Source organism: Glutamicibacter sp. V16R2B1, from assembly GCF_005774635.1.
Lineage (GTDB): Bacteria > Actinomycetota > Actinomycetes > Actinomycetales > Micrococcaceae > Glutamicibacter > Glutamicibacter creatinolyticus.
The window spans coordinates 1-1,239 of sequence record NZ_VATX01000083.1; the positions used below are offsets into that span (position 1 = coordinate 1).

Sequence of the window (1,239 nt, forward strand, 5' to 3'; positions counted from 1 at the left end):
TGAGCGACCAGTCGTACCGGGCCACGTCCTCCATGATCCGGGCCGCGCTCTCGGAGGTCCCCTGGGCCAACCCCACGTACTGCGCCGGATCCCACGCGCGCACCGCCCGCGAACACACGAGGTGCGGCCACCAGGTCAACGCGGTCAGCGCCAGCGCCCCGGCCGCGAGTCGCACCGGCACGCTGAAGAACTCGTCCAGGTTCTGGGCGGTGCCCACGACCAGCCCGACATGCGCGCCCGCGACCGCGGTCGCCAGCAGGCCGAGCAGGTCGATCGGGCTTTCGCCGGGCGGGCCGCTCGCCCGCCCCAGCAGCAGCCACCAGCCGAGCAGGCAGGCGAGCGCCAGCGCGCCCATTCCGACGGCCATCGGCAGATAGCCACCGGGATCCCCACGGCCGACCGCGAACAGCCCGAACGACCCGGCGGCGCCCGCCAGGGCTACAAGCACCAGAAAGACCGCGTCGGACGCATGATGGTCGGTCAGCGGGGTCATTCGCCGGGCCACCACCAGCGGATAGCCACGCGCCACGGCCAGCGCCACGGCCGCCGTCCCGACCCAGGCGCCGAGGCTGCCCGACACGGAGCCCGCAGCGGCCGCAGCGAGCCCGGCTCCGATCAGGACCGGCAGGACAGCCAGCAGCGTCGTGAGAGTGACGACGAGCCGGCGAGGCATGTCCCGCAGGAACTCCAGCCGGTCGGTGGGGCAGGCACCCACGAGCTCCTCGCACCGCGCCGCGCTGCCCCCGGGCAGGAGGAACTCGTGCATCCAGCGCAGCCAGCCCGTGATCTCCGCGACCGGGCGACGACTGGCCAGCGCGGCCTCGACCATCTGGCGCAGCGCGGCGAGCAGGTCTGCCCGGGCCGTGCCTGCCGGTGGGGTCAGGGCGAAGCCCCGGGCGTGCAGCTCCTCCCGCGCGGTGGTGCCGAGCGGATGCAGGCTGTCGTGCTCCTCGAAGAGGCGCACCAGCTCGTCCCGCAGCCACAGCGTGCGCGCCCCGACCTGCCGGGTGGCGGCGGCGATCAGCCCCGCCTGGCTGAACCGGAGGCTCTGGCCGTGGTGGGCGCCGGTGCGCGGCACTCGCAGGTTCTGCAGCGCCACGCCGGGGTTGGTGACGAAGGTCAGCGCCGAGCTGGCATCGGTGACCAGGTCGCGGCAGGTGGCGACGGTTCTGGCCATCTCCCCGCCGGGGACGAGGATCGGATTGCCCGCATCGGCCACCCGTGGGTGGCCGATGCGGG

At 74.4% G+C, this 1,239-nt stretch carries 1 pseudogene; it reads right to left on the reverse strand.

Annotated features, from left to right (window positions below):
* Window positions 1–1,239: pseudogene (locus FDN03_RS16305) on the reverse strand (hypothetical protein); the annotation flags it as partial.